The sequence below is a fragment of the Sulfolobus sp. B1 genome (assembly GCF_007050195.1).
Lineage (GTDB): Archaea > Thermoproteota > Thermoprotei_A > Sulfolobales > Sulfolobaceae > Saccharolobus.
In genome coordinates, this window is record NZ_QIMI01000311.1 from 1 (window position 1) to 795 (window position 795).

Genomic DNA, 795 nt, shown 5'->3' on the forward strand with positions numbered 1-795 from the left:
TTCTTACCCATCTTAACTACAATATATTTAGCTCTGATATTCTAAAGATATCAACGTAATAGACGTAGATATTCTATACTTAAATGAAAAAGAATTCGAAAACGTGAAAGACAAGAATATCAGAGCTAAATATATTGTAGTTAAGATGGGTAAGAAAGGGGCTAGAGTAATAACGCAAGATAATGAGGAGTGCGTTGTAGAGTCATTAGAAGTGGAGAAAGTAGTCGATACTACCGGAGCAGGGGATACTTTTGACGCAGCGTTTAACATCTCGATCTTAGAGGATAGAAACGTAGAGAGAGCTTTACAGCTAGCTACAGTAGCATCTGGTTTAAAGATAATGAAAATAGGAGGAATATCTTCGCCCACATTAGAAGAAGTAAGGGAATATTTAAGAAAGAAAAAGCCGAAAGTTATATGTAAATGATTATACTCTTCGTGGACTTCGATTACTTTTATGCTCAAGTTGAGGAAGTATTAAATCCCTCAATAAAGGGAAAACCAGTAGTAGTATGTGTTTTTTCTGGCAGAAGTGAGACTAGTGGCGCCGTAGCTACTGCAAACTACGAGGCGAGAAAATATGGAGTAAAGGCTGGAATGCCAATAATTAAAGCTAAAGAGATTTTACCAAATGCGATTTATTTACCAATGAGAAAGGAATTGTATCAGCAAGTCTCAAATAGGATTATGAATATTTTAAGAAGCTATTCAAGTAAAATTGAGGTAGCCAGTATAGATGAAGCTTACTTAGATATAACTGATATGGTAAAAGATTATGAGGAAGCATATAAATTA

Annotated in this window: 1 protein-coding gene and 1 pseudogene; both read left to right on the forward strand. The window is 34.6% G+C overall.

Going from position 1 to position 795, the window contains the following annotated elements:
- Positions 1-103 precede the first annotated feature (103 nt).
- Positions 104-427, forward strand: a complete 324-nt coding sequence (locus tag DMP16_RS10385) for a PfkB family carbohydrate kinase (RefSeq protein ID WP_255446890.1) — start codon at positions 104-106, stop codon at positions 425-427.
- A pseudogene (locus tag DMP16_RS10390) lies at positions 424-795 on the forward strand (DNA polymerase IV); the annotation flags it as partial. The gene DMP16_RS10385 and the pseudogene DMP16_RS10390, both read left to right, overlap by 4 nt.